Origin of the sequence: Pseudarthrobacter sp. 1C304, from assembly GCF_052245515.1 — a bacterium.
Taxonomy (GTDB): domain Bacteria; phylum Actinomycetota; class Actinomycetes; order Actinomycetales; family Micrococcaceae; genus Arthrobacter.
This window is the reverse complement of the sequence record NZ_JBQQCH010000006.1, coordinates 34172-57429: the sequence shown is the minus strand read 5'-3', so window position 1 is coordinate 57429 and position 23258 is coordinate 34172. Positions and strand designations below refer to the sequence as shown.

The following is a 23258-nucleotide window of genomic DNA, read 5'->3' as shown; positions in this document are numbered from 1 at the left end:
TCTTCGTCTTCCCGGTTTATCTGGTTTCGCGGCCATGATCATCCCTCGGCAGCAGAGTGGCGCGGGAAAGATTCGTCCCGTACGGGTAATGATGCCGCCAACCACCGTGCGGTGGCCACTGAACGGCCGGCCCTGGCCCGCCGGAGCCAGGCCGCACCGGCCCGATATGCGACCACGAGCCACCACTCAAAGCAGCACGACGCCGGAGCTCCCCGCAAAGGAGGACGCTCCGGCGTCGTGGTTTAACGGCTAGTTACGGCCAGCTCAGGCAGGCAGCTGCAATACCTGCCCCGGGAACACCAGGTCAGGGTCGCTGACGGTCGAGGCGTTGGCATCGGCCAGCAGCTGCCAGCCGCCCGCGATGTTGAGCTTCTCCGCGACCTTGCTGAGCGTGTCGCCGCTCTGGACGGTGTAGCTCTCGCCGCTCAGGGCAACGGGCGCGGCGTGGCGCGGCGCCGCCTTCGCGGGGGCAACGGCCTTGGCGGCGGGCGCCGGGGCGGCAGCCTTGGGGGCGACGCTGCGCACCGGAGCCTTGGCGGTCGCCTTGGCCGGTGCGGGAGCCTGCGCTTGCGGCGCGCTCTGCGGAGCAACCGCGCCGCCGCTCAGGCCCAGCTTCGCAGCGCAGGCGGGCCACGCTCCCCAGCCCTGGCCTGCCTGCACCCTCTCTGCAACAGCGATTTGCTGCTCACGGCTGGCGTTCGCGGCTGAACCCGTTCCGCCGTAGGCCGCCCAGGTGCTGGGGCTGAACTGCAGCCCGCCGGCGTAGCCGTTTCCGTTGTTAATTCCCCAGTTTCCGCTGCTCTCGCACTGGGCCAGCGAATCCCAGACGGTGCTGGAAGTGGTGCTGGGGACGGCCGCGTTGGCGGCCGACGCGGACAGCGCGACGCCGGCCATCGTAACGGCCGCCAGGGTGGCTCCGCGGCGCGCGGCAGTGCTGTAGGTGAATTTCTTCATGGGACAGATGCTCCTGAGGGCCACCGGTGCTCGGTCCGTCCCCGGACGTTATCGCACTACTGCCCGCCCCTGACAATAGAGGTCATGACGGTGTCTACCGGTCGGGCAGTATCTGGTGGTGGCAGCACCGGGCATTCACTACCCGGTCCTCGGGCATGCACCCTAGGCTAAAACAGTCGCCCGCCGTTATCAAGCCGTTATTTTTGTTGGGCCCGCCGATAGAATCCCTCGGCGGTGTTTCGGGCGCCCCGCGGTCAGCTTCCCAGCACCGCGGCAAGGTACGGCGCCGTCCGGCTTTTCTTGGACCGCGCGACGTCGGCAGGGGTCCCTACCGCGATGATCTTGCCGCCAGCGTCGCCACCGGCCGGGCCGAGGTCGATCACCCAGTCCGCCGCAGCCACCACGTCCATCTCGTGCTCCACCACGATCACCGTGTTCCCGGCGTCCACCAGCCGGTGCAGCTGCGCCATGAGCAGTTCGACGTCGGCCGGGTGCAGGCCCGTGGTGGGCTCGTCCAGCAGGTAGAGCGAGTGCCCGCGCTGGGTGCGCTGCAGTTCGGTGGCGAGCTTGATGCGCTGGGCTTCGCCGCCGGAGAGTTCAGTGGCGGGCTGTCCGAGCCGCAGGTAGCCCAGGCCCACCTCCCGCAGCGTCTGCAGGCTGCGGGAGGCGGCTGGGACCTCGGCCAGGAACTCGGCGGCGGCGTTCACCGTCATGCCGAGGACCTCCGCGACGTTCTTGCCGCGGTAGGTGACCTCGAGGGTCTCCGGGTTGTACCGCGAGCCGTGGCATTCAGGGCAGGGGCCGTAGCTGCCGGGCAGGAACAACAGCTCGACGGCGACGAACCCCTCGCCCTGGCACGTCTCGCACCGGCCGCCCGCGACGTTGAAGGAGAAGCGGCCGGCACCGAAGCCGCGGGCCTTGGCCTCGTCCGTGGCGGCGAATTCCTTGCGGACGGCGTCGAACAACCCGGTGTAGGTGGCGAGGTTGGAGCGCGGGGTGCGGCCGATCGGCTTCTGGTCCACCTTGACCAGCCGGTCCAGCTGGTCCAGCCCGGAGACCGGGCCTACGGACAGCGGCTCGGCCGCGACCTCGGCGGTTTCCAGCTCTTCCGCGCCTTTGGCGGCGTCGGCCTCCGGGTGCAGCCGGGCGCCCACCACCTCGGCGAGGACCTGGCTGACCAGGGTGGACTTGCCGGAGCCGGAGACGCCGGTGACCGCGGTGAGCACGCCGAGCGGGAAATCGGCGTCGAGCTCGCGCAGGTTGTGGCGGGTGATGTCACGCAGCTCCAGCCAGCTGCCGGCCTCCCGTCGGGCGTCGGCCGCGCCACGGCGGCTCGTGCCGCCGTCGTGCGTTGCCTCGGAACCTTTTGCGGTACGCGGCCCGTCCGGGAACAGGAACGGCCGGGTCACGGACGCATCGACGTCGGCGAGCCCGGCGACGGGGCCGCTGTAGAGCACCTCGCCGCCGCCCTCGCCGGCGCGCGGGCCGACGTCCACCAGCCAGTCGGCGCTGCGGACGATGTCCATGTTGTGCTCCACCACGAACACCGAGTTGCCGGAGGCCTTGAGCTGATCCAGGACCGCGAGCAGGGGCTCGGCGTCGGCCGGGTGCAGGCCGGCGGAGGGCTCGTCCAGCACGTAGATGACCCCGAACAGGCCGGAGCGGAGCTGGGTGGCGATGCGCAGCCGCTGCATCTCGCCGGGGGAGAGGGTGGGGGTGGACCGGCCCAGCGCGAGGTAGCCCAGGCCGAGGTCCAGCAGTACCGTGACGCGCTGCAGCAGGTCCCGGGTGATGGCCACGGCCACCTCGTTGGACTCGCCGGAGGCCTGCTTGCGCGAGGCGGTTCCAGCCTTGGTGAGCTCGGTGGTGGGGCGGATGATCTCGGCCAGGTCGCTCATGGGCACCGCGTTGAGCTCCGCGATGGTGCGGCCGACGAATGTCACGGCCAGGGCCGCGGGGGTGAGCCCGCTGCCGCTGCAGACGGGGCAGGGGCCGGTTTCCATGAAGCGCAGTACCCGGTCGCGCATGGTGGTGCTCTTGGAATCGGCGAGGGTGTGCAGCACGTAGCTCTTGGCGCTCCAGAAGCGGCCCTTGTACGGCTTGGCCACACGGTCGCGCTGCGGCGTCACCTCCACCACGGGCTGTTCCTCGGTGAAGAGGATCCAGTCCCGGTCCTTCCGAGGCAGTTTCCGCCAGGGGGTGTCGACGTCGTAGCCCAAGTGGGTGAGGATGTCGCGCAGGTTTTTGCCCTGCCAAGCGCCGGGCCACGCAGCAATCGCGCCGTCGCGGATGCTCAGCGACGGGTCCGGCACCAGCGAGGATTCGGTGACGGTGTGGGCGATGCCCAGCCCATGGCATTCCGGGCAGGCCCCGGCGGCCGTGTTGGGGGAGAACGCGTCGGAATCGAGCTGGCTGGCGCCGTCGGGGTAGCTGCCGGCCCTGGAGAAGAGCATGCGCAGTGAGTTGGAGAGCGTGGTGACGGTGCCCACGGTGGACCGCGAACTCGGCGTCCCGCGGCGCTGCTGGAGCGCGACGGCGGGCGGCAGCCCGGTGATCATCTCCACCTTGGGGTTGTGGCCCTGCTGGATCAGGCGGCGGGCGTAGGGCGCCACGGACTCGAAGTAGCGGCGCTGGGCCTCGGCGTAGATGGTGCCGAACGCCAGCGAGGACTTTCCGGACCCGGACACCCCGGTGAAGGCCACGATCGCGTCGCGGGGCACGTCCACGTCCACGTTCCGCAGGTTGTTTTCCCGGGCGCCGCGGACCCGGACAAAGCCGTCCGTGGTGTGGTCGGGAGCGGAAGTCCCGCCGGACGGATCGGAAGCAAGCTGGTCAAGGTGCATCGAATTGACTCTATCGGTGTCCGCGGCCCGCGGGCATATCCTTACCCAATGGAAACTAACGACGGCGTCCCGGCCGCCGCGGGTGCTGCACCGGCCGGCCCCGCACAGGACAACACCGGACAGGACCACCCAGCACCCGCCACCCCCGAGGTTCCCGAATTCGCCGAGGTGCCCGAGGAAGTGCACGGCCCGCTGCCGGTGGCCGAACTCCACCTGCACATCGAGGGGACCCTGGAGCCAGAGCTGATCTTCGCCCTGGCCGAACGCAACGGGATCCAGCTGCCCTATGCGGACCTGGACGAGCTGCGCTCGCGGTACGAGTTCACGGACCTGCAGTCGTTCCTGGACCTGTACTACGCCAACATGGCCGTACTGCAGACCGAGCAGGACTTCGCGGACATGACCCGGGCGTACCTGTCCCGCGCCGCGCTCGCCGGGGTGCGGCACGCCGAAATCATGCTGGACCCGCAGGCGCACGTGTCCCGCGGGGTGGCGCTGGAGACCTGCGTGAACGGCGTGGCATCGGTGCTGGCCGTGTCGGAGCAGGAATTCGGCATCTCCACCCTGCTGATCGCCGCGTTCCTGCGGGACCTGTCCGAGGACTCGGCGCTGGAGGTGCTGGAGCAGCTGCTCGCCCTGAACGCGCCGATCGCCGGCATCGGCCTGGATTCGGCCGAGGTGGGCAACCCGCCGGCCAAGTTCCAGCGGCTGTTTGCCCGGGCCAAGGACGCCGGGCTGCACCGGATTGCGCACGCCGGCGAGGAGGGCCCGCCGTCGTACATCATTGACGCACTGGATCTTTTGGACGTGGAGCGGATCGATCACGGCATCCGCTGCATGGAGGACCCGGAGCTGGTGGAGCGCCTGGTGCACGAGCTGATGCCGCTGACCGTTTGCCCGCTGTCCAACGTCCGGCTGCGGGCCGTGGACACCCTGAAGGAACACCCGCTGCCGGCCATGCTCGCGGCGGGGCTGAACGTCAGCGTGAACTCGGACGATCCGGCCTACTTTGGCGGCTACGTCGACGACAACTTTGCGCAGCTGAAGTCCGTGATCGGGCTGTCCGAGTTCGACTGCGTGCGGATGGCAGCCAACTCCATCCGGTCCTCCTTCGCGAGCGAGGAGCGCAAGACGGAGCTGCTGGCCGAGCTGGCGGCGTCCGGGCGCTAACCCAGCGTTGCCCTATCAGTTTTGGGGGTCAAAACCGCCGGATGGGCCCCATATCTGATAGGGCAACGGGGCTGGGTCCGGTTCACCCGCGGCGGAGGATGCACCAGGGGCTGCCGCCGGGCAGAGTGCACCTATGACCGAGACTGCACGACGGCGGCCGCAGGCGGGCTGGCTGCGCCGGCTGATGCCGGGATTCGACGTCGCCGCGGCGTACCGGAAGGAATGGTTCGGCAAGGACATCGTCGCAGGAATCGTCCTGTCGACGCTGCTGGTCCCGCAGGGCATGGCCTACGCGGAACTGGCCGGGCTGCCGCCGATCACCGGCCTGTACACCACCGTCCTCTGCCTGCTCGCCTACGCGGTGTTCGGCCCGTCCCGCATCCTGGTGCTGGGTCCGGACTCTTCGCTGGGGCCCATGATCGCGGCCACGGTCCTGCCGCTGGTGGCGTCCGACGGCGACCCGCAGAAAGCGGTTGTCCTCGCCTCCATGCTGGCACTGATGGTCGGCGCCATCATGGTCCTCGCCTCCGTCGCGAAACTCGGGTTCATCGCGGACCTGATCTCCAAGCCGACCATGATCGGGTACATGAACGGCCTCGCGGTCACCATCCTGGTCGGCCAGCTTCCGAAGCTCTTCGGGTTCTCGGTGGACTCCGATACCTTCATCGGGGACATCGTCGGCTTCCTGCAGGGCGTGGCCGGGGGCGAGACGGTGGTGGCCGCGGCCGCCGTCGGGATCTCAGGGATTGTGCTGATCCTTGCCCTGCAGCGGTGGCTGCCGAAGGTCCCGTCGGTGCTGGTGATGGTGGTGCTCGCCATCGGCGCGACGACGCTGTTTGGCCTCGCGGACCGGGGGGTCTCCCTGGTGGGGGAGCTCCCGCAGGGCTTCCCTCCGTTCACCATCCCGTACCTGGACTTCTCGGACTTCGCCCTGATGTTCGCCGGCGCCCTCGGCATCGCGCTGGTGTCCCTGACGGACACGATCTCGACGGCGTCGTCGTTCGCCGCGCGCTCCGGCGACGAGATCCGGGGGAACCAGGAAATGATCGGGATCGGGGCTGCCAACCTCGCGGCGGGCCTGTTCCAGGGTTTTCCGGTGAGCACCAGCGGCTCCCGGACCGCGGTGGCGGAACGGTCCGGTTCAAAGTCCCAGCTCACCGGCGTGACCGGTGCCGTACTGATCCTCCTGATGCTGGTGCTGCTGCCGGGCCTGTTCCGGAACCTGCCGCAGCCGGCCCTGGCGGCCATTGTGATTACCGCGTCGATATCCCTCGCCGATATCCCGGGCACCGTGCGGCTGTGGCGCCAGCGCAAGACCGAGTTCAACCTGTCGGTGGCCGCGTTCCTGGGGGTGACGCTGCTGGGGGTCCTGCCCGGCATCGGCATTGCGGTGGGGCTGTCCATCCTCAACATTTTCCGGCGCGCATGGTGGCCCTACGAGACGGTGATCGGCCGGGTGCCGGGAGTGGAGGGCTACCATGACGTTCACTTCCATCCGGAGGCGAAGCACCTGCCCGGCCTGGTGATCTACCGGTTTGACGCGCCCCTGTTCTTCGCCAACGTCCGGCCGTTCCGCGAGAACATCCGCCGGATTGCCCGGACCGAACCCAAACCGCGGTGGATCGTCATTGCCGCCGAACCCATCACCGACGTCGACACCACCGCCTCGGACGTGCTGCTGGAACTGGACGTCGAACTGAACTCGCAGGGCACGTCCCTGGTTTTCGCGGAGCTCAAGCACGGGGTCAGGGAGAAGATCGAACGGTACGAACTGACCCGGCAGATCAATCCGCTGCACTTCTACCGCACCGTGGACGCGGCCGTTGCTGCGTACATGGCCGAGACCGGTGCGGAATGGAGCGCCGGGGACTGACAACAGCAACGCGGGGTCACCTGCGGTCCATCCGAGGGGCTGCGATGGGCCGGGAGTGACCCCGCGTTGCTTCTGGAGGAGCGGACTACGCCGAGGCGGTTGCCCGGGCGAGTTTGCGCCGCAGCAGCGTGGCCGTCAGCCACGTGACGGCGCTGCACACCGCGACACCCCAGGCGATGTCGGTCAGTGCCACGACCGCCGGGAACCCGTCCAGGACGGCCAGCGCCGTCAGGGCCCACGTGGCGTAAGTGAAGAACCCATACAGGGCGGCACCCGTCACCCGCTGCCGCAAGGTGGCGTCCGGATCGTTGGGGCGGATGCCGAAGTGCACAATCCCCGCGACGAAGATGAGGTAGAACGCGACGGCGCCGGCAGCGTTGACGCTGGGCGCCATCAGGTGGGGGATGTGGTTTTCGTACTGCCGGTTTGCCACGGTCAGGATCCAGACGACGTCGATGGCGGCGAAGATCACGGCGGCGGCCGCGTAGGACAGCAGCCATGTTTTGGTGCGGGCGTTCATGCGTGGCTCCTCGTGTCGGTGGGGCGGGGGTCGGTGTAGAGGCTGTCGACGATGTGCTGCGCGCGCTCGGTGAGGGTGGCGCGCTTGAGCTTCATGGTGGGGGTCACGTTCCCGTTGGCTTCGGTGAGGTCCGCGAGCAGCAGCACCCAGCGGCGCACCTGCTCTGACTGCGCGATTTTGGCATTCGCGGCGCTGACCGCCTTGCCGATGGCCGTGAGGAGCCGGTGGTCATCGATCTGGACGGCACCGCCGTCGTCCGGGATCCGCAGGCCCGCCAGATCCGCGATGCCCTCGCGCTCCGCCCAGGCGGCGACGGATTCCGGGTCCAGCAGCACCAGGCCGCCGAGGAACGGTTTGCCCTCGCCCACCATCACGGCGTGGGCCACGAGGGGATCCCCCTCCACGTAGCCTTCCCAGATGGCCGGGGAGACGGTCTTGCCGCCCGCGGTGACAATGACATCCTTGATCCGGCCCCTGAGGGTAAGGCGACCCAGTTCGTCGAGCTCGCCGAGGTCACCGGTGCGGAAGAACCCGTCCACGAAGGCGTCCGCATTGTCGGCGGGCCTGCGGTAGCCGGCAAACACGCCGACGCCGCGGGCCATCACCTCGCCCTGCTCCGAGAGCCGGACAGTGGTGCCGGGCATCGGGACGCCCACCGAGCCGGCCCGGATGGAGCCGGGCATGTTTCCGGTCAGCGGGGCGGTGGTTTCGGTGAGCCCGTACCCTTCGATGACCGGCAGGCCGAGCCCGCGGAAGAAGAGCGACAGCTCGGCGTCGAGCGCGGCGGCGCCGGACAAGAGGTAGTCGAGCCGTCCGCCCATCAGCCTCCGGAGCCGGGCATAGAAGAGCCGGTCGAACAGCGCGTGCCGCAGCCAGAGGCCTGCCGCGGGCTTGGCTGCCGGGCCGGCGTCGCGGGCTTCGGCCAGCCGGCCCCATGCGACGGCGGTGCGCTGCGCGGCCGCCCACACCCCTCCGAGGTGTTTCTGCGCGGCGGCCGCCGCCGCGGATGCCTGGATTTTCTGCAGCACGCGGGGAACCACTACCAAGAAGGTGGGCTTCAGGACGCCGAGGGCGGGCACCACATCCTTGGGGTCGGACAAGTGCGCAATGCGCATGCCGTTGGCCAGGCAGGTCAGCTGCAGCCCCCGGGCCAGCACGTGCGCCATGGGCAGGAAGATGATGGTGTTGCCGGCCTCGCGGACCACTTCCGTGTAGGCGGCGGCCACATTGAGCACCTGGCCGACGAAGTTGCCGTGCGTGATGAGGGCGCCCTTGGGGGCGGCGGTGGTGCCGGAGGTGTAGACGATCGTGGCCACCGAATCGAGGCCGGCCAGCAGGCGCCGCTCCTCGACAGCATCGTCGGGAACTTCGGCGCCGAGGGCCTTGAGATCGGCGAGGTCCGCCCCCGGGCGGGCGTCCATGGTCCAGACCCCCAGGCTCGGGATCCCGGCGTGCGCAAACCCTTGTTCCAGCAGGAGGGCATGCCCAGCGGTGCCGGCAACGGCCAGGCGGACGCCGGCGTCGTTGAGGACCGCTGTGACCTGCGGAGCCGCCGAAGTCTCGTAAATCGGAACGACGACGGCGCCCGCGAACCACGCTGCCATGTCCGCCAGTGCCCACTCGTACCGGGTGGGGGACATGATGGCGAGGGATTCGCCCGGGTTGATGCCGGCCGCGATGAAGCCCTTGGCCAGGGCACGCACCTCGTCAGCGAACTGCCGGGTGGTGACCTGGCGCCAGGGGCTGGTGATGGGGGCGTCCGCGGCCCGCACCTCAAAGGCGATGTGGTCAGGGGAGGAGCGCACCCGCTGCATCAGCAGCTCGGTGGCGTTCCGGTGGCCGGCCGGATCAACCAGCAGCGGGGTGGTGAACTCTCTCATGGGGCGTCCTTTGTCGAAAGTGCGTTCAGGTGGTCCTGCATCAGGTGCCGGGCGACGTCGAGGAAGTCCGCGATGACCGTCTTGTGGTCGGCGGGCAAAGCCGTGATGTGATCGTTGGCGGCGGTCATGAGGGGCCGCATCACGGCCGAGATGTCATGGTGGGCGGCGGGCGTGACGCTCACCTGGACGCGGCGCCGGTCCGCAATGCCCCGGTGGCGTTCGAGGTAGCCGCGGGACTCCAGCCGGTTCACAATCGCGGTGGTGGTGGCCGGAGTGGCGCCCAGTTCCTCGGCGAGCTGGCCCACCGTCACCGGACCGGACTGTGATAGCGCCGACAGGGCACGGAAGTCGGTCAGGTTCAGCCCCATGCTGCGGGCGATTTCCCGTTCGGTTTCGTTGGCGAGGGTGAAGAGACCCTGCAGGGCCAACGTGGCCGGATGGTAGTGCGACACGGTCATACCCCTTCCTCCGGTCCCAGTTTCCGCTAGTCTTCCATCTTATTAGATGCTCTATTATTCAATCTTATTTGATTATCTACTACGATTGCTAAAACTGTTGATGCCTGCGGTGTCTCCCGGGTCCGTGCCAGCCGCGGCCCGCTCCGTGGACGAAAGGAATGTCCTGATGAAGGATTCGTACCGTAAGTCGCTTATCGTCCTGCCTGTGGTGGTGCTGCTCGGAGCGCTGCTGGCTGTGGCGGGGTCCCAGGGCGGCGCCACGCTCGGCGGCGTTCCGGTCTTCGCCCTGGCCGTGGCGGCCGCGTTCATCATCCAGTGGCTGGTGTTCATTCCCTCCTTCAAGGCCCAGACCGAGAAGTTTTACGACCTGACCGGCTCCCTGACCTACATCACCATCACGCTGCTGCTGCTCCTGCTCACGCCGGGAATCGACGCGCGGGCGCTGCTGCTCGGCGGCATGGTCCTCGTCTGGGCCGTGCGGCTGGGAAGCTTCCTGTTCCGCCGGATCAGCAAGGCCGGCAAGGACGACCGCTTCGATGAGATCAAGCCCTCCTTTGTCCGGTTCCTCAACGTGTGGACCATCCAGGGCCTCTGGGTGACCTTCACCGCAGCCGCCGCGTGGGTCGCCATGACCTCCGAGACCCGCGTGGCGCTGGACGCTTTCGCGCTGGTGGGCTTCCTGGTGTGGGCCGCCGGCTTCGCCTTCGAGGTGGTGGCCGACCTGCAGAAGTCCCGCTTCAACGCGGACCCTGCCAACAAGGGCACCTTCATTTCCACCGGGCTGTGGGCCAAGTCGCGCCACCCCAACTACTTCGGCGAGATCCTGGTGTGGATTGGCGTGGCCATCGTGGCCATCCCGGCGCTCAACGGATGGCAGTGGGTAGCCCTCATCTCCCCGGTATTCGTCATTCTGTTGCTCACCAAGGTCAGCGGTGTGCCGCTCCTGGAGAAGAAGTCGGACAAGAAGTGGGGCGGCCAGGCCGACTACGAGGCGTACAAGAAGGACACCCCGGTCCTGGTTCCCAAGCTCTGACGCCACCCCCAAGCAACGCGGGGTCACTTACGAGCCATTCCGGCGGCTGGGATGGGCCGTATGTGACCCCGCGTTGCTTTATCTACTGACGGGTAGCGGTGAGTTGGTCCCGGGCGCACCCCGGTTGGGCCTGTCACAGTGGGTCACGACACACAGAGTTAACAGTGTCCACTCGCGCAAACGCATTCACTCTTGGCAAAATGCAGGTGGATCAATTGCTTCTAGAGGAGACCCATGGGTACCAACACTGCGGAAAACACCACCCTTCGACTCAAAGCCGTCCTGGACGTGCTGGCCGAGGGGCTGTGGACGGACCAGAAGCTGAACGCCGGAGCGGTGCTGGGCGAGGCGATCGCCCGCGTCCCGCTCAACGAGTCGGAGCGTGAACTGCTGAGCGGCGGCATCCCCCGCGGACACAAGGCGTTGACCACCGCCACCGCGAAGCTGGTCAAGGCCGGCTGGCTGGTCAAGGGTCGTTCAGGCTGGACCATTCCGGAGGAAGGCCAGCGCGCCACCGTGGCCTTCGCTGACCCTGCCGCGTTCGCCGCAGCGCTCGACGCCGGAACTCCCGTTCCCGCCGACACCCCGCTTCCCGGGGCGCCCGCCGTGAAACCTGCTGCCAAGGCCGCACCGGAGGCCGCCTCAAAGCCGGCCTCTAAGGCCGCGCCCAAGTCTGCCGCGAAGGCAACCACAGTCGCCGAGAAGGTTGCCGGCAAAGCCGCCAAGCTGGTGGAAGAGGCCGTAGCCCCTGTCGCCAAGGCGGTCCGCAAGCGCAAGGCAGCCGACAAGACTGAAACCGCGGGCGCCACGGCTGACACCGCCGCTGCCGCTGGCACCGCCGGCGCCACGGCACCCGCGGCCCCCGCGGTCAGCGTCGAGACCATCGACCAGCCCGATGCCGTCGCCGTGGCGGGTGACTTCAACATTCTGCTGGGCGCGCCGGCCAACTGGGCTCCGCAGTACGACGAGTCACAGATGGAACTCGACCAGGTGGACCAGCTGTGGAAAATCGCGGCGGACCTCCCTGCGGGGTTCTACAGCTTCAAGATCGCGCTCAACCGCTCCTGGGACGAGAACTTCGGTGCGTTCGGTGCGTTCGACGGCGCCAACCACGAGGTGCACCACTCCGGCGGCGTGCTGGTCATCCACTACGACCACCGCACCCGCGACATCGTCCTGCCGTAGCCGGCGACGCGTCTTCCCGCGGACGACGCGCAAAAGACCCCTCGCGCCCGTATTCGCGCGGCCGACGCGTCTTCCCGCCGGCGACGCGCCTTCCCGCTAACGACGCGCAAAAGACCCCTCGCCCCCGTATTCGGGTGTCGAGGGGTCTTTTGCGTAGCGCGGGCGGTTTCGCGGGTCGTCAGAACCTGTGCTCGCGAGAACCCGCGGGCGCTAGAACCGGGTCGGGTCCGGCCGCGGCGGGACCGGGCCGGGGTCCGGAATGGGCAGCGGGCCGGGCGAGGGGAACGGGCCGGGTGTTGGCGAGGGGCCGGGTTCCGGAATCGGCGCCGGCGGCGGCACCGGGCCGGGCTCCGGCGGGAACGGGTCCGCGGGCTGCGGCTCGGGCGTGGTGGGCCCGGGTTCCGGCGGAAACGGCTCAGGTTCGTGTGGCGGTGGAATGGTCATGCCGGGCTCCCTCACTCGTTGCGGATGGTGCGTGGTGGTCCTGGTCAGCGGCCGGCCGTCAGTGCCCGGCGCGGAAGACCTTCAGCTCCCACGGCCGGAGGTGCAGGCGCGGCACCGAAGGGTCGGCGGGGTAGTTGCCCAGGATCAGCTCCGCGCTGCCCCAGGCCACCGGAACGTCGGCGTCGTCGAGCGCCACGTCCTGGTCCTGTCTGGAGAAGTTGCCCAGCACCAGCAGCTGGGTGTCCGGCAACGAGCGGACAAACGCGTAGACGTGCTCGTCCCGCGGCAGGAGCATGGTGAAGTCCCCGTGGGACACCACCGGCTCGCTGTGCCGCAGCGCGATCACTTGCCGGTAGAAGCTGTACACCGAGTCGGGATCGTCCACCTGGGCGGCGGCGTTGATGTGGTTGGCGTTCGGGTTGACCGCAATCCACGGCGATCCTGTGGTGAAGCCGGCGTGCCGCGAGGCGTCCCACTGGACCGGCGTGCGGGCGTTGTCGCGGTTCAGCGGTGCCAGGGCGGCGAGGACCTCGGCATCGGTGTGGCCCAAGTGGGTGGTGGCTTCGCGGTGGTGGTTGAGGACCTCAATGTCGCGGTAGTCGCTGATGGCGCCGAACGTCATGTTGGTCATGCCCAGTTCCTCGCCCTGGTAGACGTAGGGCGTGCCGCGGTGCAGGTGCAGGATGCCGGCGAGCATCTTCGCGGACAGCTCACGGTACTTGCCGTCGTCGCCGAAGCGCGACACCGCGCGTGCCTGGTCGTGGTTGCCCCAGTAGAGGCTGTTCCAGCCGCGCTCCGCCAGCCCGGCCTGCCAGCGGCCCAGGGAATGCTTGAGGTCCGTGAGCTTGAGTTTCTTGGGCCGCCACTTGTTGCCGTCCTCCTGGTCCAGCGCCACGTGCTCGAACTGGAACACCATGTCCACCTCGGCCCGCTCCGGGTCGGTGAACAGGACGGCCTGGTCCACGGTCACGCCGGGCATTTCGCCCACGGTCAGCAGCGGGCCGGGCCGGCCGGCGAACACCTCACGGTGCATCTCCTGCAGGAACTCGTGGATTCGCGGGCCGCCGATGAAGAACGGGCTGCCGTCGCCGTACAGCATCCCGGCGGCGATGGGGCCGTCCGGCAGGGCGGTGTCCTTGGAGATGAAATTGATGACGTCCATCCGGAACCCGTCCACACCACGGTCCAGCCACCAGTTCATCATCTCGTAGACCGCGGCCCGCACCTCCGGGTTTTCCCAGTTCAGGTCCGGCTGCTTCTTGGAAAAGATGTGAAGGTAATATTCGCCGGTGGCCTGGTCGAACTCCCAGGCCGGGCCGGAAAACACCGACCCCCAGTTGTTCGGCGCCGCGCTGTTTGGTGCCTCGTTGTTTGGTGCCGCGCTGCTCGGCCCAGCGGCAGGGCCGCCGTCGCTGGCATTACCGGAATCCTCGCGCGGCGGCCGCCACCAGTACCAGTCCCGCTTGGGGCTGTCCGTCGAGGACCGTGATTCGACGAACCAGGGGTGCTCGTCCGAGGTGTGGTTGACCACCAGGTCCATGACCAGTTTCATGCCCCGGGCGTGCAGCCCGTCCGTCAGTTCCTGCAGGTCCTCGAGGGTGCCGAAGAGCGGGTCCACGTTGCGGTAATCGCTGATGTCGTAGCCGTTGTCGTCCTGCGGGGAGGTGTCGATCGGGGACAGCCAGACGACGTCGACCCCCAGCCGCTGCAGGTAGTCGAGCTTGCTGATGATGCCGCGCAGGTCCCCGATGCCGTCGCCGTTGGAATCGGCGAAGCTGCGCGGATAGATCTGGTAGACGACGGCGCTCTGGAACCAGTCGCGGGCAGGAGCCTCCACGGATTCTTCGGTGGGCTGTTCTACCGTCATCGGGTCTCCTCAGCTGGTCCGGCAGGCTCCGGCGGCCAGCACCGGCGCTGACTCACCAACGTCTGATTATTGACCAGTTCCGGGAGGCTGGGAAGACCTAGTTCTGCGCGGCGATGCTCTTGTCCCGGTCCTCGAACACTTCCTCGCCGGGGCCGGTGAAGGCCTTGGAGCGCTGGATCGCCTCGATGGATCCGGTGAACAGCTGGGAGTCGTGCGGGTCGGCGGGGTGCCGGACGGTTTCATCCGCCGCGGAGATTTTCCGGGTCCGCGCGGCGGTGGTCGTGCCGGCGGGCGCGTCAGCTGTGCCAGCAGCCCCGGGCGTCCCGACGCCGGTCGTCCCGGTGCCCAGCGCAGCGGCACCGAGCGGCTCGAGCCGCACGTGGGGGAGCGCCGTCGGGTGTTCCTGCTGCAGGAAGAGCACCAGTTCCTCGCGGATGAGGCAGCGCAGATCAAAGAGGGTGGCGCTGTCCGCGGCGCTGACCAGGATGCGGACCCGGACAAAGCCGGCGGTGGCGTCGGTGATCTGCAGGATGCCCACCCGCTCGTCCCAGAGGTCGGTGCCGGCCAGGACACGCTTGAGCTCCGCGCGCATGTCCTCGACCGGGGCGCGCCAGTCCAGGTCGAACTCCACGGTGCCCATCACCTCGGACTGCCGCCGGGTCCAGTTCTCGAAGGGGGTGGTGGTGAAGTAGGTGGATGGAAGGATGAGGCGGCGGTCGTCCCAGATGTGGACCACCACGTAGGTCAGGGTGATTTCCTCGATGCGGCCCCATTCCTTCTGCACCACCACCACATCGTCCACCCGGATCGCGTCCGTGAAGGCCAGCTGGATGCCGGCGAAGACGTTGACCAGGGACGTTTGGGCGGCCAGGCCGGCCACGATCGAGATCACACCGGCGGAGGCCAGGAGCCCTGCGCCGAGGGCCTGGATCGCCGGGAACGTCAGCATCGCGATGCCCAAAGCCACGATCGCGATCAGGGCCACGCCGATCCGCCGGGCCAGGATCACCTGGGTGCGGAGCCGCCGCGCACGGCGGTTGTCCGCCACGTCCACCCGGTAGCGGGTGAGCACCATGGTCTCGATGATGAGCAGGACGGCGATGGCCAGCCACGCGAGGGAACCGATCAGCGCGATCTGCAGGGCGTGGTCCACGTTGCGGCGCCATTCGGCGTCCTCGGTGGTCAGGCCCAGCGCAATCCGGACGCCGATCAGGCAGAGCGCCAGGCGCAGCGGCATCCGCGCCACCCGGGACGTCTCCCGGAGGGCCTCCTGCTTGCGGTTGAGCCGGAGCACCACACGCCGCACCAGCCAGGAGGCGAGCAGGCCTCCGGCCACGGCGAGCGCGACCGCGAGGATGGGGACCAGAAAGGGCATGGCGGGATCGAGGGCGTCTTGCATTAGTTAAGCTCTAGCAAGGTTCGGCGGCCATTTGAAATCAGCGGGGCGTCAACGTGGGAAGCATCACGGCCGCACGCCATGCCCTGAACACATGGGCACCAAGGGGTACAAAGGCCCTAGTTTCCCCGCCGGGACCACCGAGAATGGTCCAATCACTGAACTTTCCCAGGGGGAGGGTGTCATGCGCCCAGCCGCTTCAACCGCCACTGTTGTCTGCGCTTTCTTCGCGGCCGCGCTGCTCGCAGGGTGCGGGTCGCCCGCTTCGGCGCCCGCCACCGGTTCCCCGCCGGCGACGTCGGCCGGCGCCTCGCCGGGAACGGCCAGCGCCTCACCCGGCACCGCCACTTCGTCTCCCGCTCCGGTTCCGGCCGGCTGGAAGACGTTCACGACGTCGGACGGCACGCTGGCGTTCGACTACCCGGAGGCGTGGAGGATCGTGGACCCGGCGGGCCCGCCGGCCGAAGGCGGTGTTTTTGTGGCCCTGGTCAGTGACTACGGCAGGACGATGGCGACACTGCGGACCGGCATGACCTCGGGTGCCGAGTGCCCGGAGAAGCTGCCCTTTATGGTGTACGACACCGAGCCCGTCCCTGCGCTGGCCCAGGACGGGGAGGCCCCCAGATTTGTGTATGAGGGCCGGACCGATCCGGCGGCGAGCGATCCGTCCCGGGGAATGACATTCGGTTACGGGATCACGTCCGAGCCGGAGCCATTCGGGGACACGGCCTGTCCCATCTCGCACTACTTCACCTGGCCGCCCAACCGTGCCATGTTCAGCGGCATCTATGACCCGTTCGACACCACCCCGGGGGCTCCCCAGAATGTGGACACCCCCGAGGTATACATGGACACCACGGAGTACCAAGACGTCAAGCAGGCCATCACGTCACTGCGGCCGGCCGGAAAGTAGGACCGTGAGGAAACCGGCGGGACCACCCGGCACGGCACTGGAGGCCCGGATGCGTGGCACAGCCCGCGCCACAATCCTCGCCTTCGGCACTGCCATTGGGCTGGTCCTGTTGCTGACGTCCTGCGACCTGGTGCCGGGCACGCCGGACGGAAGTGCGGCGCCCCCGGCCGCGACGCCCACAGGCACAACGCCGTCGGGCAGCACGCCGTCGGGCAGCACGCCGTCAGGCACGACGCCGTCGGGAAGCACGCCGTCGCCTTCGGAGGGGACGCCGTCGTCGGGCTGGAAGACGTTCACGACGACGGACGCCGGCCTGTCCTTCGACTATCCCGCGGGCTGGACGGTCAGGGACCCCGGCGGGGCGCTGGGCGGGGAGTTTGTGGACGTGGTCAACGCCGAGGGGAAGCCCATGGCCAGCCTGCGGACCAACATCGTGACGGGTGCGGAGTGCATGGGCAAGTCCCCGTATGAGGTCTACGACAGCGCGCCGATGGTGGAGCTTGCCGAGGGTGGAGGCGCCGATGGCGGGGTGCCCCGCTATGTGTTCGAATCGCGGGGAGACGACCCCGACCCGCTGGCCACGCAGTCCACCATCGCCGCGTATGGCATCACCATGGTGCCCGAAGAGTCGGGGGACCTGGCATGCCCTATGTTCCACCTGTTCCTCTGGCCGCCGAGCGGCGCGTTCTTCGGCGGGACGTACAACCCGGAGAACAACACAACGCCCGGCGACCCGTCCCTGCCGTACCTCGAGAAGGCCAGGCTGTACGAATCCACGCCGGAGTACCGGGACATCCGGACGATGATCACGTCGCTGCGCCCCGGGGAAATCCCGGCGGGTTAGGCCCCGCCTCAGCGGCCCGCCGCCGTCGGGGATTCCCCGGCCGAAGTGCGCCGCGGCCCGGCCATTGATGTGGAGGGCTCCGGCCGTGGGCTCGTAAATGCCCAGTAGGGCACGGGTGGTGGTGGTGGTCTTGCCGGAGCCGTTGCTGCCGAGGAAGCCGAAGGTCTCGCCGGCGTGCACGTCAAAGGACAGGTCGCGGACCACGGTGGCGTCGCCGAAGTCCAGCCGGAAGCTGCTGATGTGGACCAGTGCTTCGTCCATAGCGGCTCCCGATAGTGCCGGGCTGCCCGCCCGGGGTGTGCCGATCCGCCGGTTAGACGGCGGGGATGTGCCGGTGCCGGCGGTGCGCAGGCTTCGGCAGGCCTGCCCGCGTGCTGCCGGTGCCGCCCCAGGCGTTGGAGCGGGCTTCCTTGATCAGGCCGGTGCCGGCGCACTCGCGGACCGCCATGATGCCGTCCGCGGCTGCGCGCTTGTCCTCGTAGGCCTTGGAGATCGCCAAGACCGTTCCGTCGGCGCCGAGGAGCCGGAAACGGACGTTCGCCTCTGCGTCCGTGAAGATTTCAAATTGTCCTGCCATGTTGTTCTTGTCCTTTCGGGCAACGCGGCACGGCGGGAGGGTGAAGCACTTCCACGTGCCCCTGCCGTTGGCTCGACAGGTCCCCACAGTGCACCCGACCATCCTTGCGGCCGGGCAGTCCCGGCGTAAGGGGCGAAGGTCCCCTTGTGGAAAACACACAGGGCCACTGCCCCGGCCCGCGGGAGTGGCACTAGATTGGGAGCATGGCTGAGGTGGCAAAGGGCGACGCCGGCGAATGGGTCCGGCTGACCGCGCGCGTGGACGGTGTGGTGCAGGCCGTCGGATTCCGGTACTGGACCGTGCGCAAGGCTGAGGAGCTGGGGCTGACCGGCACGGTCAGGAATAACGACGACGGCACCGTGGGCATCGTGGCGGAAGGGCCCCAGTCCGTGGTGCTGGAGTTCCGGCGCTGGCTGCGCTCGCCGGACGCACCCGGCAGGGTGGACACCGTGGACGAGAAGGTCTCCCGGGCCACCGGGGCGTTCAGCAATTTCCGGGTCGTGTACTGACGCCTGGGTGGCGGGGTACCGCGGGGCGTTGTCAACGGGTCCCCGGTGCCAGAGAATCCCGGGTGTGTAGGCTGTGCCCCATGACAGCACCCATGATCTACGTCAGTTTCCCCGGCACCGCCCGCGAAGCGCTGGGCTTTTACTGCGACGTTTTCGGCGGTGAACTTGCCCTGTACACCAAGGGGGAGTTCGGAAGCAGCGACGGCCCGCCGGACCACATCGCCCACGGAGTCCTCAGCGGCGTGGTGTCCCTGGCCGGTTCGGATGCTCCGGCGGATGGCCAGTCGGTCCGGTTCGAGGGCCTGATGCTCTCGCTGCTGGGGACGGCCGAACCGGAGGTCCTGCACGGCTGGTTCGACCAGCTCGCCGTGGGCGGCCGCGTGGTGGATCCGCTGGCCCCCAAACCGTGGGGCGCCTCCGATGGCCAGGTGATCGACCGCCACGGACTCCACTGGCTGATCGGCTACGAGCCGGCCTCGTCCTGACCACCCCGGGGGACATGCCCCGCCGCGGGCCACACCAGTGAACATATGCCCGCAGTGTCCAGTTCCTGCCGTGAAGAATGGGCATGTCCCACCAACAGGGCGCGTGGGAGCGGCCTGGTTCTCTGATCCTCCGGTGGACATGCCCCGCCGTCGCCCACACCACTGAACATATGCCCGCAGTGCCCAGTTCCTGCCGTGAAGAATGGGCATGTCCCACCAACAGGGCGCGTGGGGGCAGCCTGGTTCTCTGATCCTCCGGGGGACATGCCCCGCCGTCGCCCACACCAGTGGACATATGCCCGCAGTGTCCGGTCCTGGGCGTGAAGAATGAGCATGTCCCCTCCTGCCGGGGCCGCGCGCATGCCGGGTTCTGCCGCGACCGGGGCAAAGGACCCTCGGCAGCAGGCACGATTCTGAGTAGGGTGTGCCCATGCAGAAGATATCGCTCGATGCCCTTGCCCGGCAGCAGATCGCGGCTGCGGTGGCGGCACCCAGCGGGCGGGCTGCGGACACGGCGTTCGGCGGGCACGAGAAGACCCTCCGCCAGACCGTGATGGCCTTCCGGGCGGGGACGCAGCTGAGCGAACACCAGAACCCGGGCGAGGCCACCGTGTTTGTGCTCCGCGGCTGCGTGCGGCTCAGGGCCGGCGGGGAATCCTGGCAGGGGAAGACCGGGGACCTGCTGATTGTGCCGGACGGGCTGCACAGCCTGGAGGCAGAAGAGGACTCGGCGATCCTGATGACCGTCGCGAAAATCAAAACCTGACGGCGCAGCCGCAGGCGGGAACACCGGCCAGGAAGATCGTGAGGCGGCATCGGCCGGGGCGATCGACGCGGGCCGGACGACCGCAAGGAGCAGGACATGACTGTCATTCCTTTCGAAGAGGTTCCGGCGACCCGGCGGTGGTGGGCGCGGGGATCCTACGCAGCAGTGCTGTGCGCGGTGGTGCTGCTGCTGGCAGCCGCCGGAGTCACAGGACTGGTGGCCCTGCTTCTCACCGTTGCCGGAGGTGTGGTGGTAACGGTGGCCGGGATCTACTGGGCCCTCATCAGCCGCGGAATTCTGCGCTGGTGCGCCCTGGCCCTGGCAGTGCTGGCCCCTCTGGTGGTCCTCTTCCTCCTTCTGCAAAGGGGCCTGCTGTGGGAGGTGGCGGTTGCGGTGGGGCTGGTGTTCGTGGCGTTGGTCTGCGCCCGGGCCGCCCTCCGGCAGCGCTTGGAGGTGCCAAAGGAGTACCCCGCGCCGGCGTGGAAGCACCCGTTTGTGGTGATGAATCCGCGTTCCGGCGGAGGCAAAGTGGTGAAATTCGACCTGCAGCGCAAAGCGGAGGAACTTGGTGCCGAGGTGGCACTCCTCGAGGGCCCGGGAACGGTAGACGTCGACGCGCTGGCGCGGCAGGCAGTGGAGCGGGGAGCCGACCTGCTCGGCGTCGCCGGCGGGGACGGGACGCAGGCCCTGGTGGCCGGCATCGCGGCCGAACACAACCTGCCGTTCCTGGTGATCAGCGCCGGCACCCGCAACCACTTCGCCCTGGACCTGGGCCTGGACCGGGAAGACCCCACCGGCTGCCTCGATGCCCTCCGCGACGGGGTGGAGCTCCACGTGGACCTGGGGAAGATCAACGGACGGACCTTCGTCAACAACTCATCCTTCGGGGTCTACGCCGAGGTGGTGCAGAGCCCGGAGTACCGCGACGACAAAACCGGCACCGTGCTGCAGATGCTCCCGGACCTCATCAAGGGCGACAAAGGTGCACGGCTGCGCGCCCGGTTCGACGGGACCACCGTGGACGGACCGCAGGCGGTGCTGGTCAGCAACGGCCCGTACGGCAGCCACGACCTCGCGGGCCTGGGCCGCCGCACCCGGCTGGACCGGGGTGTGCTGGGGGCGGTGGCACTCTCCGCTTCCACCACCCGCGAAGCGGTGGGCCTGCTGCGCCGGGCCACCAGGCGCGGCCTGATCCAGCGCACCGCGACGGAGGTGGTGGTCGACGCCGATGTGCCCGAGATCCCGGTCGGCGTCGACGGCGAGGCGCTGCTGATCCCCACCCCGGTGCGGTGCACGGTGGAACCCGGTGCGCTCCGCGTCCTGGTCCCGCGGAAGCGTCCGGGAGTGCCTCCGGCCCAGCCTGCGCTGGACCTGATCCGGCTCCGCGAACTTGCGTGGGGGCGCCGGGCCGCGGCGGGCGCAACGGTCTGACCTGTGGCGTTGGCCATGGTGCAGCCGGCCGCCGAGTGGAAAAATGGATCTGTGGAAAGCCGCGCGGGCACCAAGGTCTGGAGGGAGTACAACGCGGCCCAGGCGGGCCGGCCTGTGCGGTCCCTCTGCCTGGACGCCATGGCGCTCGCCGGTCCGGGCGGCGGACGCCAGGCCGTCGATCTGGGCTGCGGGGCGGGGAAGGAAACGCTGGCAATGCTCGACGGCGGCTGGCGGGTTCACGCCGTCGACTCCCTCCCGGACACCCGGAAACGGCTGCTCCGGATCGTCCCGGCGGACGCGGACGGCCGGCTCAGCATCGAGGTGCGGGCCTTCCAGGACCTCCGCACCCTGCCGACGGCGGACCTCATCTTCGCCGGCTATTCGTTGCCCTTCATCCACCCGGACAGGTTTGGCACGTTCTGGGCCGTGGTGCTGGCCGCGCTCGGGAGCCGGGGCGTGCTGGCCGTGAACCTGTTCGGCCACCGCGACTCCTGGGCGGACATCCCGGAATGGAACTTCCACACCGAGGCGCAGGCTCGGCGGCTCTTCGCCGGACTGGAGCTGAGCAAGTTCGAGGTGTACGACGCCGACGGCCAGTCCTTCCGCGGCCCCAAGCACTGGCACATCTACGACGTGATCGCCCGCAAGCCCTGACGCGTGGCTGACGCGCGGCACGGAAAGCGGCGTCGGGTTCGATTTTGACGCCCGCGGTGGGACAGACTGTTGCCGTGAGCAACTCTCCCCGGACGGGCCTGGCCGTCGCCGGACTCAGCCTGGGCACGGCGCTGAACCCGCTGAACTCCTCGATGATCGCCGTCGCCTTGGTGGTGCTGCGCGCTGATTTCGGGCTCGACGTCGCCACCGTCACCTGGGTGATCACCTCCTTCTACCTCACCTCCGCGGCGGGGCAGCCGTTGATGGGCCGGCTGGCGGACCGCTTCGGGCCGCGGCGGCTGTTCATGATCGGTATGGCACTGGTGGCGGTGACCTGCGCGCTGGCCCCGTTCTCGCCGAACTTTGCGGTGCTGTGCGTGGCCCGCGCCGTGATGGCCCTGGGCACGGCGGCCGCCTACCCGAGCGCCGTCGTGATGGTCGGCGCCCTGGCCAGGCAGGCGAACGTGGAGTCCAGCCGGCCGCTGGGCCGGATCCAGATGGCCAACACGTCCGCGGCCGCCGTCGGGCCCGTGGTGGGCGGGCTGCTGGTGGGGTTCGTCGGGTGGGAGGCTCTGTTCCTGCTGAACGTCCCGCTGGCCCTGGCCGCAATTCTCCTGGTGCGCCGGTTCGCCCCGGCGGATGGGGCCCGGGAGCGCGGTTCGGCGGCCGAGCTGCTGCGCGACTCGGACCTCCCCGGCATCCTCGCGTTCACCGGCTCCCTGGTCCTGGTGATGATGGCGCTGCTCAACGTGCTGCCGGGGTACCGCTGGTGGCTGCTGGGCGGCGGGACCCTGCTGGCGGTGCTGTTCGTGTGGCGGGAGCTGCGGTTCGCCCCGCCGTTCCTGGACCTGCGGCTGCTGGGCCGGAACCGGCCGCTGCTGCTGGTCTACCTGGGATTCGCCCTGTTCAGCTGCGTCTACTACTTCGCGTTCTTCGGCCTGCCGCAGCTGCTGCAGGAGGCCGGCGGGTACGACCCCCGCGTGGTGGGGCTCCTGGTGCTGCCGCTGGCCGCGGTCTCGGTGGTCTCGACGCCGGTGGCCGTCCGCGCGATGGACCGGTTCGGGGTCAAACGCGTGCTGGTGGCCGGCGTCGTGCTGCTTCTGGCCGCCTCCGCGGCGATGTGGCTGCTGACCGCCTCCTTCTCCATTCCCCTGGTGCTGGCGCTGACCGCACTGCTGGGGGTGCCGTACGGCGTGGCCGGCATCGCCTACAACCAGGGCATGTTCCTCTCCACCCGGCCGGAGGAGCGCGGCGTGGCCGCCGGGATCTTCCAGACCTGCCGGTACCTCGGGGCGATCACGGCCACCGTGCTGATCGGGATCTTCTACGGCCCGGGCGTCACGCAGGCCAACTGGGGGCTGGCGGTGATGGCGATGCTGGGCATCGGGGGAGTGGTGCTGGTGGTGGCGCTGCTGTGGCGGGAGCGGCGGAGCTAGCGCCCGACGTCGGGCTGGTG

At 69.0% G+C, this 23258-nt stretch carries 20 protein-coding genes and 1 pseudogene; 12 read left to right on the top strand and 9 right to left on the bottom strand.

All coding sequences use genetic code 11. The annotated features are described in order from the left end of the window. Positions 1-264 precede the first annotated feature (264 nt). Together ACTWQD_RS12630 and uvrA are read right to left on the bottom strand one after the other, a co-directional pair. Complete coding sequence (locus ACTWQD_RS12630) at positions 265-954, bottom strand: LysM peptidoglycan-binding domain-containing protein (RefSeq protein WP_443196476.1); 690 nt, start codon at positions 952-954, stop codon at positions 265-267. A 254-nt stretch (positions 955-1208) separates the two neighbouring features. Further along, complete coding sequence (gene uvrA / locus ACTWQD_RS12625) at positions 1209-3797, bottom strand: excinuclease ABC subunit UvrA (RefSeq protein ID WP_443196475.1); 2589 nt, start codon at positions 3795-3797, stop codon at positions 1209-1211. A gap of 48 nt (positions 3798-3845) precedes the next feature. On the opposite strand from uvrA, the gene ACTWQD_RS12620 reads away from it, so the two are divergent. Together ACTWQD_RS12620 and ACTWQD_RS12615 are read left to right on the top strand one after the other, a co-directional pair. After that, positions 3846-4967, top strand: a complete 1122-nt coding sequence (locus ACTWQD_RS12620; RefSeq protein ID WP_443196474.1) for an adenosine deaminase — start codon at positions 3846-3848, stop codon at positions 4965-4967. Positions 4968-5100: 133 nt separating this feature from the next. Further along, the gene (locus tag ACTWQD_RS12615) at positions 5101-6840 is read left to right on the top strand and encodes a SulP family inorganic anion transporter (RefSeq protein ID WP_443196473.1); all 1740 of its coding nucleotides are present in this window, start codon (positions 5101-5103) and stop codon (positions 6838-6840) included. A gap of 85 nt (positions 6841-6925) precedes the next feature. Here ACTWQD_RS12615 and ACTWQD_RS12610 read toward each other — a convergent pair whose 3' ends face one another. Genes ACTWQD_RS12610 through ACTWQD_RS12600 form a run of 3 tightly spaced genes read right to left on the bottom strand, consistent with a single transcriptional unit; the run spans position 6926 to position 9698 of the window. Further along, complete coding sequence (locus ACTWQD_RS12610) at positions 6926-7360, bottom strand: DUF2177 family protein (protein WP_443196472.1); 435 nt, start codon at positions 7358-7360, stop codon at positions 6926-6928. Continuing rightward, the gene (locus ACTWQD_RS12605) at positions 7357-9240 is read right to left on the bottom strand and encodes an AMP-dependent synthetase/ligase (RefSeq protein ID WP_443196471.1); all 1884 of its coding nucleotides are present in this window, start codon (positions 9238-9240) and stop codon (positions 7357-7359) included. The genes ACTWQD_RS12610 and ACTWQD_RS12605 overlap by 4 nt, the downstream gene beginning before the upstream one ends. After that, complete coding sequence (locus tag ACTWQD_RS12600; protein WP_443196470.1) at positions 9237-9698, bottom strand: MarR family winged helix-turn-helix transcriptional regulator; 462 nt, start codon at positions 9696-9698, stop codon at positions 9237-9239. The genes ACTWQD_RS12605 and ACTWQD_RS12600 overlap by 4 nt, the downstream gene beginning before the upstream one ends. 166 nt (positions 9699-9864) lie before the next feature. Between ACTWQD_RS12600 and ACTWQD_RS12595 the strand changes: the two genes are divergently transcribed. After that, positions 9865-10731: a DUF1295 domain-containing protein gene (locus ACTWQD_RS12595; RefSeq protein WP_443196469.1), complete on the top strand. Its 867-nt coding sequence runs from the start codon at positions 9865-9867 to the stop codon at positions 10729-10731. Positions 10732-10965: 234 nt separating this feature from the next. Next, a complete protein-coding gene (locus tag ACTWQD_RS12590; protein WP_443196468.1) occupies positions 10966-11916 on the top strand; it encodes a pullulanase X25 domain-containing protein in 951 nt (316 codons plus the stop codon). Between the two features lie 502 nt (positions 11917-12418). Here the strand turns inward: ACTWQD_RS12590 and ACTWQD_RS12585 are convergent. Further along, positions 12419-14227: a glycoside hydrolase family 13 protein gene (locus ACTWQD_RS12585; RefSeq protein WP_443196467.1), complete on the bottom strand. Its 1809-nt coding sequence runs from the start codon at positions 14225-14227 to the stop codon at positions 12419-12421. Positions 14228-14324: 97 nt separating this feature from the next. Further along, positions 14325-15626 carry a mechanosensitive ion channel family protein gene (locus ACTWQD_RS12580; RefSeq protein WP_443196466.1) on the bottom strand — a complete coding sequence of 434 codons (1302 nt, stop codon included), beginning with the start codon at positions 15624-15626 and terminating at the stop codon, positions 14325-14327. 181 nt (positions 15627-15807) lie between these two features. Between ACTWQD_RS12580 and ACTWQD_RS12575 the strand changes: the two genes are divergently transcribed. Together ACTWQD_RS12575 and ACTWQD_RS12570 are read left to right on the top strand one after the other, a co-directional pair. After that, the gene (locus ACTWQD_RS12575) at positions 15808-16536 is read left to right on the top strand and encodes a hypothetical protein (protein WP_443196465.1); all 729 of its coding nucleotides are present in this window, start codon (positions 15808-15810) and stop codon (positions 16534-16536) included. A gap of 49 nt (positions 16537-16585) precedes the next feature. After that, on the top strand, positions 16586-17380 hold the full coding sequence (locus ACTWQD_RS12570) for a hypothetical protein (RefSeq protein WP_443196464.1): 795 nt from the start codon (positions 16586-16588) through the stop codon (positions 17378-17380). Here the strand turns inward: ACTWQD_RS12570 and ACTWQD_RS12565 are convergent. Together ACTWQD_RS12565 and ACTWQD_RS12560 are read right to left on the bottom strand one after the other, a co-directional pair. Then, positions 17366-17641: pseudogene (locus ACTWQD_RS12565) on the bottom strand (ATP-binding cassette domain-containing protein); the annotation flags it as partial. The gene ACTWQD_RS12570 and the pseudogene ACTWQD_RS12565 overlap by 15 nt on opposite strands. Before the next feature lie 52 nt (positions 17642-17693). Then, positions 17694-17957, bottom strand: coding sequence for a YegP family protein (locus tag ACTWQD_RS12560; protein WP_443196463.1), 264 nt, complete (start codon positions 17955-17957; stop codon positions 17694-17696). Positions 17958-18160: 203 nt separating this feature from the next. Between ACTWQD_RS12560 and ACTWQD_RS12555 the strand changes: the two genes are divergently transcribed. From ACTWQD_RS12555 to ACTWQD_RS12530, 6 genes are all read left to right on the top strand, one after another. Then, a complete protein-coding gene (locus tag ACTWQD_RS12555; RefSeq protein ID WP_443196462.1) occupies positions 18161-18466 on the top strand; it encodes an acylphosphatase in 306 nt (101 codons plus the stop codon). Between the two features lie 80 nt (positions 18467-18546). Further along, positions 18547-18951, top strand: a complete 405-nt coding sequence (locus ACTWQD_RS12550; RefSeq protein WP_443196461.1) for a VOC family protein — start codon at positions 18547-18549, stop codon at positions 18949-18951. A 430-nt stretch (positions 18952-19381) separates the two neighbouring features. Then, complete coding sequence (locus tag ACTWQD_RS12545) at positions 19382-19717, top strand: cupin domain-containing protein (protein ID WP_443196460.1); 336 nt, start codon at positions 19382-19384, stop codon at positions 19715-19717. Positions 19718-19813: 96 nt separating this feature from the next. Beyond that, the gene (locus tag ACTWQD_RS12540) at positions 19814-21148 is read left to right on the top strand and encodes a diacylglycerol/lipid kinase family protein (protein WP_443196459.1); all 1335 of its coding nucleotides are present in this window, start codon (positions 19814-19816) and stop codon (positions 21146-21148) included. Positions 21149-21199: 51 nt separating this feature from the next. Then, positions 21200-21802 (top strand): class I SAM-dependent methyltransferase, encoded by a 603-nt coding sequence (locus tag ACTWQD_RS12535; RefSeq protein ID WP_443196458.1) that lies wholly within the window; start codon positions 21200-21202, stop codon positions 21800-21802. A 74-nt stretch (positions 21803-21876) separates the two neighbouring features. Then, positions 21877-23238 (top strand): MFS transporter, encoded by a 1362-nt coding sequence (locus tag ACTWQD_RS12530; RefSeq protein ID WP_443196457.1) that lies wholly within the window; start codon positions 21877-21879, stop codon positions 23236-23238. Positions 23239-23258 lie beyond the last annotated feature (20 nt).

Excerpts from the sequence above, each read along its gene's own strand:
- ACTWQD_RS12630 (WP_443196476.1), bottom strand. The coding sequence starts at position 954 with ATGAAGAAATTCACCTACAGCACTGCCGCGCGCCGCGGAGCCACCCTG.
- uvrA (WP_443196475.1), bottom strand. The coding sequence starts at position 3,797 with ATGCACCTTGACCAGCTTGCTTCCGATCCGTCCGGCGGGACTTCCGCT.
- ACTWQD_RS12620 (WP_443196474.1), top strand. The coding sequence starts at position 3,846 with ATGGAAACTAACGACGGCGTCCCGGCCGCCGCGGGTGCTGCACCGGCC.
- ACTWQD_RS12615 (WP_443196473.1), top strand. The coding sequence starts at position 5,101 with ATGACCGAGACTGCACGACGGCGGCCGCAGGCGGGCTGGCTGCGCCGG.
- ACTWQD_RS12610 (WP_443196472.1), bottom strand. The coding sequence starts at position 7,360 with ATGAACGCCCGCACCAAAACATGGCTGCTGTCCTACGCGGCCGCCGCC.
- ACTWQD_RS12605 (WP_443196471.1), bottom strand. The coding sequence starts at position 9,240 with ATGAGAGAGTTCACCACCCCGCTGCTGGTTGATCCGGCCGGCCACCGG.
- ACTWQD_RS12600 (WP_443196470.1), bottom strand. The coding sequence starts at position 9,698 with ATGACCGTGTCGCACTACCATCCGGCCACGTTGGCCCTGCAGGGTCTC.
- ACTWQD_RS12595 (WP_443196469.1), top strand. The coding sequence starts at position 9,865 with ATGAAGGATTCGTACCGTAAGTCGCTTATCGTCCTGCCTGTGGTGGTG.
- ACTWQD_RS12590 (WP_443196468.1), top strand. The coding sequence starts at position 10,966 with ATGGGTACCAACACTGCGGAAAACACCACCCTTCGACTCAAAGCCGTC.
- ACTWQD_RS12585 (WP_443196467.1), bottom strand. The coding sequence starts at position 14,227 with ATGACGGTAGAACAGCCCACCGAAGAATCCGTGGAGGCTCCTGCCCGC.
- ACTWQD_RS12580 (WP_443196466.1), bottom strand. The coding sequence starts at position 15,626 with ATGCAAGACGCCCTCGATCCCGCCATGCCCTTTCTGGTCCCCATCCTC.
- ACTWQD_RS12575 (WP_443196465.1), top strand. The coding sequence starts at position 15,808 with ATGCGCCCAGCCGCTTCAACCGCCACTGTTGTCTGCGCTTTCTTCGCG.
- ACTWQD_RS12570 (WP_443196464.1), top strand. The coding sequence starts at position 16,586 with ATGCGTGGCACAGCCCGCGCCACAATCCTCGCCTTCGGCACTGCCATT.
- ACTWQD_RS12560 (WP_443196463.1), bottom strand. The coding sequence starts at position 17,957 with ATGGCAGGACAATTTGAAATCTTCACGGACGCAGAGGCGAACGTCCGT.
- ACTWQD_RS12555 (WP_443196462.1), top strand. The coding sequence starts at position 18,161 with ATGGCTGAGGTGGCAAAGGGCGACGCCGGCGAATGGGTCCGGCTGACC.
- ACTWQD_RS12550 (WP_443196461.1), top strand. The coding sequence starts at position 18,547 with ATGACAGCACCCATGATCTACGTCAGTTTCCCCGGCACCGCCCGCGAA.
- ACTWQD_RS12545 (WP_443196460.1), top strand. The coding sequence starts at position 19,382 with ATGCAGAAGATATCGCTCGATGCCCTTGCCCGGCAGCAGATCGCGGCT.
- ACTWQD_RS12540 (WP_443196459.1), top strand. The coding sequence starts at position 19,814 with ATGACTGTCATTCCTTTCGAAGAGGTTCCGGCGACCCGGCGGTGGTGG.